Annotated in this window: 5 protein-coding genes; 1 reads left to right on the top strand and 4 read right to left on the bottom strand. The window is 40.1% G+C overall.

Features of this window, described 5'->3' with window-relative positions:
• Positions 1 to 245: 245 nt before the first annotated feature.
• From F607_RS0124075 to F607_RS0124060, 4 genes are all read right to left on the bottom strand, one after another.
• Complete coding sequence (locus F607_RS0124075) at positions 246 to 1,040, bottom strand: hypothetical protein (RefSeq protein WP_027710101.1); 795 nt, start codon at positions 1,038 to 1,040, stop codon at positions 246 to 248.
• Between the two features lie 520 nt (positions 1,041 to 1,560).
• Positions 1,561 to 3,006, bottom strand: a complete 1,446-nt coding sequence (locus F607_RS0124070; RefSeq protein WP_027710100.1) for a hypothetical protein — start codon at positions 3,004 to 3,006, stop codon at positions 1,561 to 1,563.
• 430 nt (positions 3,007 to 3,436) lie between these two features.
• Positions 3,437 to 4,558 (bottom strand): hypothetical protein, encoded by a 1,122-nt coding sequence (locus F607_RS0124065; protein ID WP_027710099.1) that lies wholly within the window; start codon positions 4,556 to 4,558, stop codon positions 3,437 to 3,439.
• A 299-nt stretch (positions 4,559 to 4,857) separates the two neighbouring features.
• Positions 4,858 to 5,067, bottom strand: a complete 210-nt coding sequence (locus tag F607_RS0124060; protein WP_027710098.1) for a hypothetical protein — start codon at positions 5,065 to 5,067, stop codon at positions 4,858 to 4,860.
• Between the two features lie 162 nt (positions 5,068 to 5,229).
• On the opposite strand from F607_RS0124060, the gene F607_RS0124055 reads away from it, so the two are divergent.
• On the top strand, positions 5,230 to 5,811 hold the full coding sequence (locus F607_RS0124055; protein WP_027710097.1) for an HD domain-containing protein: 582 nt from the start codon (positions 5,230 to 5,232) through the stop codon (positions 5,809 to 5,811).
• Positions 5,812 to 5,956: the final 145 nt, after the last annotated feature.

The following is a 5,956-nucleotide window of genomic DNA, read 5'->3' as shown; positions in this document are numbered from 1 at the left end:
GTGACGACAGTATCAGTATAATTGAGCAAAGTTTGCGCATTATAGTGAGTATCTGCTCACGTTCAAGTGCGATGGATCATTTGATACAAAAAAAATTAAAAAAAGGAGGCTTATTGCACGGCAGTCATGGTTAATTAATGATCAAACACTATAGAAAACCAAAAAAATAGCCGATAACCCTGCGTATCGGCTATTTTAGCGAGTGGTTACAAGTTACATCGACTTAATCGACCGAACTTAAACCTCTAAAATGCAGGGGTATTAGAGACTTTGCTTGGGTATGTTTGGACCTTTCTTCTCAACTCAATCTGGCGCTGCATGATGCTAAGTTCTGCACGATTTTTTCGTTCAGCATTTTTTAGTAATTGTGTCAGGTAATCATTGCGGTCTTCAAACTGTTGTTTTTGTGTTTCTAGTCGCATAGATAGCGCCTGATTTTGACTCACAAGCTCTTCATTCGCCTGTTTAGCTTTGTTGAGCGCTTGTTGATAACGCTTTAGTTCATCATTAAACAACTGTTTAAGCTGGGCTATCTGTTGTTTAATCTTCAAAATATTCTGATCACCTGTCCTTTCTTGTGGTGCCACTTCTTTTTTTGTTGCCGTTTTTTGACCCTGAATCCTTAAGCGGTTACGTTTTATAGCCTCTTTAATAAGCAGGAGTTCATCGGCTGACTCTATTGTGCCAGAATCCCATAAGCTCGCGTAATATGTATCATTGGTGCAAACTGTTTGCGTCACTAACTTAATGGGGCCCGCCCCCCAATTAGGTCCTTGGCCAGCGGTTGACAATAAGTTCTTAAAAGGTATATTCCACTGACGGTCAGCCATTCCCTCTTGATCAAAGTCGAGTAGGAACAAAACGATGGCTATTATCTGTAAGTGCTCATCAATTTGCACATAGGCACACTTAACAGCCTGCCCTTGCAATTCATCTAAACAAACAACCCCGTCAAGTATGGCTTCAAATTCAGGCATCAGCATCTCTTTACAAATGCCTAGGGCATTAAAAAATATGATCGCTTCAGTGTGCTTATTCATGGTTGAACTCCCTTTACCCAAAATCTATTTATTATTAAATAGCGTATGTATTGATGATCATAACAAATGAGTGCATATCATTCTGTGCTACCGATAGCAACGCATCAAAAGACGATTTATTTTAAGGGAGATTATTGCTTTTTTCGCTTGAATGTTCGTTGGAATGCAATATAAAAAATAAATAGAGGGATAAAAACAGTCAAGTGGAACTCAATTATAAAATAAATATCTAGCGCAATTAAGAAAACGATACAATAAAATGTCAATATGATCAGTATAAATTCTAAAAATCGTGTATCCATAGCCATATGCCTTTTATAACAAACCGTGTTGCCGTTTTTGGCTTGGGGTAGCTTATAATGGTTAATAAGAAATTACCCTTTGTTAAGGGAGCAACATCGTTAGGCTACAGTCCCTGAATTAAGTATTGTAGAAAGCACACATCCTTACATAGCAATAACCTATAATAACAGTGGTATTAAATGATTAATACCACTGCCATGATGAGTGCTACGTTTATTTAGTAAGTTGCTTGAATATCCATAATTTCGATGGTTTCAAAGTTATTCGTATAGAGTGATGCCTTGTGACATTGGTTATCTAAAGTGAATGTAGTCAGTTCATTCGCGTTAAGTTCCACTAATTGCTTGGTGTAGCGTTTTTGTGGAAAACGTGTCATACAAGAAACCGTCACTTCTGTGTTAGGTTGTTGTGCACGGAGTGTGAAGGTAAGTTGAGCATTCTTCTTTGCATTACGCGTACTGAAGCGAAGTTTATGCCCTGGATCACCATGCCCACCTTCATAAGAGCCTGACAACTCATACACGCGCTTACCTGGACACTCTTGTGGCTCATAGCCATACAATACTCTGTCTGCGTTTACCCAACCCTCTAAAAACAAGTGACGATTACTATAAAGGTCACATTGATCTTCATGAGTGGCTGTATGTTGAGTGCTGGTAGCAACTGCAGTAACAGGTTGCTTATTCGCGCTGTTTGTCAGGGACTTAACCTTTGACGAGGTTGGCTGAGATGAAGTGGTTGCACTCGTAGATTTTTTCTCTTCGGTAGTTTGTGTTTTTTTGGTATTTGCAACGGTGGGTTTTACCTGAGCTGTATTGGTGGTGCTTGAAGGTCCTACAGTATAATTGGCCTCAACATTGATAATCTGAAAATCACCATTCGTTGAAGAAAAGACTGAGGCCCTATCACAAGGCCCATCTAGCGTCACCTGAGTGATTTGATCGGCTTTAAGCTCTACACCTTGCTTAGGGTAAGTGCGTAAGGTTTTACCTAGTTTCTTTGCATTGCGCTTGCTAAGTGCACATTCAAAGTCTATGGACTGATAGCTATAGGCATCAGCGGCACGTAGCCAGAAGGTAAATTGTGCGGCTTGGCTCTTATAGGGGCCTTCAACACTAGCGCTACGGAAAGTGACTTTATTACCATCATAACTGGAGTCGCTAACCTGATAATACTGCTTACCGGCACATTCTGTAGCGGTGGTAGGTGCTAGCGCTGAACGAGTGTAGTCACCAAAGTAATCATATTCAGTCAGGAACCAGCCATTCAACTTGCTGCCAGCTTCAGCAAATGCTGAGCAATCTGTGGTGGTGCTGGATGTCTGAGCGGTATTGGTAGACGTTGTCAGCTCAGTCGTTGAAACCGAGGTAGATGTTGAGCAGCTGCCTGAACCACTGCAAGAAGAGGTGCGCGTAATGGATGTGGGTGTTCTTTTTTCCGTCACTGTATTTTTGTTTTGATTAACACTGACTTTTTTACCACGTTTTTTAGCGGCAAAAGATTCAATTTGTTTATCAGACCAACCCGCCGCATTTTTTAAGAAATTATATTCAGCTTTGTGTAATCCAAAGTATTGATTATTGTCTTCAGCAAGCACAACATTTGCACTTGCCATTGAAAATAATAAAGCAGAGCTGGAAAAAATAAGTGTTGAGAGTTTCATGTGTCTTCCTTTTACATTTATAGTGCAACAATCAAAACAGGCCATTACCATGATGGCTTGTCTTGTTCTGCGGGGATAATCTCTACATTGCTTATGAAAAGTAACGAAGAACGGTATTGAATCGTATTGATTAAATTTTAATCAATACCAAAAAAAGCAGGAAGTACGTTTTAAATAAAAGGAGAGATATATCTCAATATTTAGTGTAACGGTGTTGATACAAATGTATTAAGCATTAGATATTTTTGAGTATCACCATTAAAGGTGCGTTTTATTGGCAGGGTATTTAGCCTAAAACTCCTTGTTTCGTAGGCTTTTTATATTTAAATGATGTTATTTTTTGAGAAAAAATTGACATTAAAAAAAAGCGGCACTCCTGTGCCGCGATGGGTAGACCTGATGAATTATTAATTATTGTATGGTGTTTGGATTAATACCTTGCTTCAACATTAATAATTTGGAAATCACCATAAATGGAAGAGAAAACAGACGCTCTATCACATGAGCCATCCAGAGTTACTTTAGTAATCTCATCCGCTTTCAGCTCAACACCTTGTTTAGGATAGGTTCGTAGCTTTTTACCTAACTTCTTAGCATTACGCTTACTTAGCGTACACTCGAAGTCTACGGATTGATAGCTGTGGGCATCTGCAGCCCTTAGCCAAAAGGTGAATTGAGCAGGCTGGGTTTTATGGGCCCCTTCAACACGGTGGCTTCGAAAAGTTACCTTGTTCCCATCATAACCTGAGTCACTGATGAGGAAATACTGCTTGCCTGCACACTCTGATGATGTCATCGCTGTTAACTCGGACTGAGTGTAGTCACCGAAAAAGTCATACTCAGTCAGCATCCAACCATTGAGTGTACTACCCATATCGGCAAACGCTGAGCAGTCAGCACTAAGACTATTGGTTTTGACTTCATTTTGTGGCTGAGGGTTGTTTGTTGTAGCCGCTAGCTCAGTGGTAGACACCGATGTGTAGCTGGAACAGCTTCCAGAACCTTCACATGAAGCGGTGCGAGTGATTGAGGAGGGCGTTTTAACTTCAGTAAAGGTTTGAGAGCGTTTGGGTGTAGAAACCCTTGTTTCTTCTGTATGAGCAAAGCGTGAGCTATGACGGTTGCTGTTATTAAACCAAGAGCTCCATTGACTATTAGTATTAGACCGGTTGTTGTCAGTAAACCGTGTGCTCGTAGCACGTTTTTTCTGGCTAGATCTTGGTTGTATTTCAGTGGATGACACAGAAGTAGACGTTGAACAGCTGCCTGAACCTTTACAAGATGAAGTACGTTTAATCGATGTGGAGGTACTTGTTTCAGTGGCGGTGGTCACCGTTTTATGATTGTTATTTGTGCTGGCTTTTGTGCCAAGTCTTTTCGCTGAAAAAGTCTCAATTTCCTTGTCAGTCCAGCCTGCTGCATTTTTTAAGAAATTATATTCAGCTTTATCGAGTCCGAAGTACTGATTATTGCCTTCTGCAAGTACAATAGTTGAGCTTGCTGAAGAGATGAGTAATGCAGAGCTTGAAAGAATGAAAGCAGATAATTTCATTGAGGGTCCTTTTAGAGCCAAAAAGAGCTTTAAAAGGATTGCGTAACGAGTTTCTCTCTGGTCGAGTGCCTAGCTTAGTTATTATGTCGCAGCGCATTGGCTAGGTGGCGCTTATCTTAAACAGCTTGTCGTATTCAAACAAGTGGCTGTTTTAAAAAACGGATGAACGGTCATACTCATCATCAGTGTCTGTATTTTAACGAGTAGTCTCAAAACCAGTCTCGACGAGAGTGGGTTTGCAAAAAGCGGGTGGTTGTGGATTAAAGTACGTGCTCTATCTTTTTCATTGCTATTTCGTGTTATAAATTTTTTAAGCCTGAAATAATAAGACCTATTCCCATACAATATTGAATAATAATAATTGTCCAAAACAGCGTAGGCGTAGTATCTTTTTTGATATCCAAAAAATCGAGTGGGTTTACATAGTCAAAAAGACTGACGGTATTGGTTTCTTTTTCTCGAATCTCAATAGTAGCTGTTACTATAAAATGCCAAGGATGATGAGCCACATATGTCTGCCTTACCGTAAAAGCTATTTACTCTCTATGATTATGTAAATAGATGAGTGATGCGAGCACTTTTGATAAACGGAGTCTCCTCGGTTAGCATAGGTCTCCATTTTTCCGAACACACAGCAAACTTATTAGTGCTAAAAGAAAGATGGAGTTAGTATGCAAACGGTTAACTTTACACGCCTGAGTGATAGTACCAAAGAAGAGCTAGAATACCTGGATAGCCTTGAAGAGCAGTTCCGAGCAGGTTTGCCTGATCGAATCATTGAAGCCCTGAAGCGATTAGAATATACCTTGGGAGGGTACCAGGTGAATCGGTTAGAGCATTCATTACAGTCAGCAACTCGCGCTTTTCGTAATAGTGAAACTGAAGAAATGGTGATGGCTGCACTGATCCACGATATTGGCGATGGCCTTGCGCCTTGGTCTCATAGTGAGATGGCAGCTGCAATTCTGAGACCTTTTGTATCAGATAAAATCTACTGGATTATCAAGCATCACGGTGTATTTCAGCTGTATTATTATGCGCATCATTGTGGTGGAGACCCCAATGCGCGTGATGCATTCCGTGATTCTCCCTGGTTTGAAGAGTGTGTACGTTTCTGTGAAGAATATGATCAAAACTGCTTTGATCCCAACTACGACTGGGAGCCTTTATCTTTTTTTGAGCCGATGATTCGACGTTTCTTTACCAACCCCAAAAAAGTGGATCATGAATACATGGCTCGTTATGGGAGTTAGCTTTAATGACGACGGACTCATTTTATCGCTTAAGAGCAGTGACTATAAAAAAATTAAAACCAAGGTTTTATTTTAAAAAATATTAAATTATTTAATTCAACGCGATGCTCGACTTTTATTAGTTTGAAATGACAACCCCTGACCC

This window comes from Zooshikella ganghwensis DSM 15267 (assembly GCF_000428585.1).
Classification (GTDB): Bacteria; Pseudomonadota; Gammaproteobacteria; order Pseudomonadales; family Zooshikellaceae; genus Zooshikella; species Zooshikella ganghwensis.
Note: the sequence above shows the minus strand (reverse complement) of the source record. Positions and strands in the feature narration are given on the sequence as shown.

Coding starts and splice junctions, on each gene's coding strand:
- F607_RS0124075 (WP_027710101.1), bottom strand. CDS start 1,040: ATGAATAAGCACACTGAAGCGATCATATTTTTTAATGCCCTAGGCATT.
- F607_RS0124065 (WP_027710099.1), bottom strand. CDS start 4,558: ATGAAATTATCTGCTTTCATTCTTTCAAGCTCTGCATTACTCATCTCT.
- F607_RS0124055 (WP_027710097.1), top strand. CDS start 5,230: ATGCAAACGGTTAACTTTACACGCCTGAGTGATAGTACCAAAGAAGAG.
- F607_RS0124070 (WP_027710100.1), bottom strand. CDS start 3,006: ATGAAACTCTCAACACTTATTTTTTCCAGCTCTGCTTTATTATTTTCA.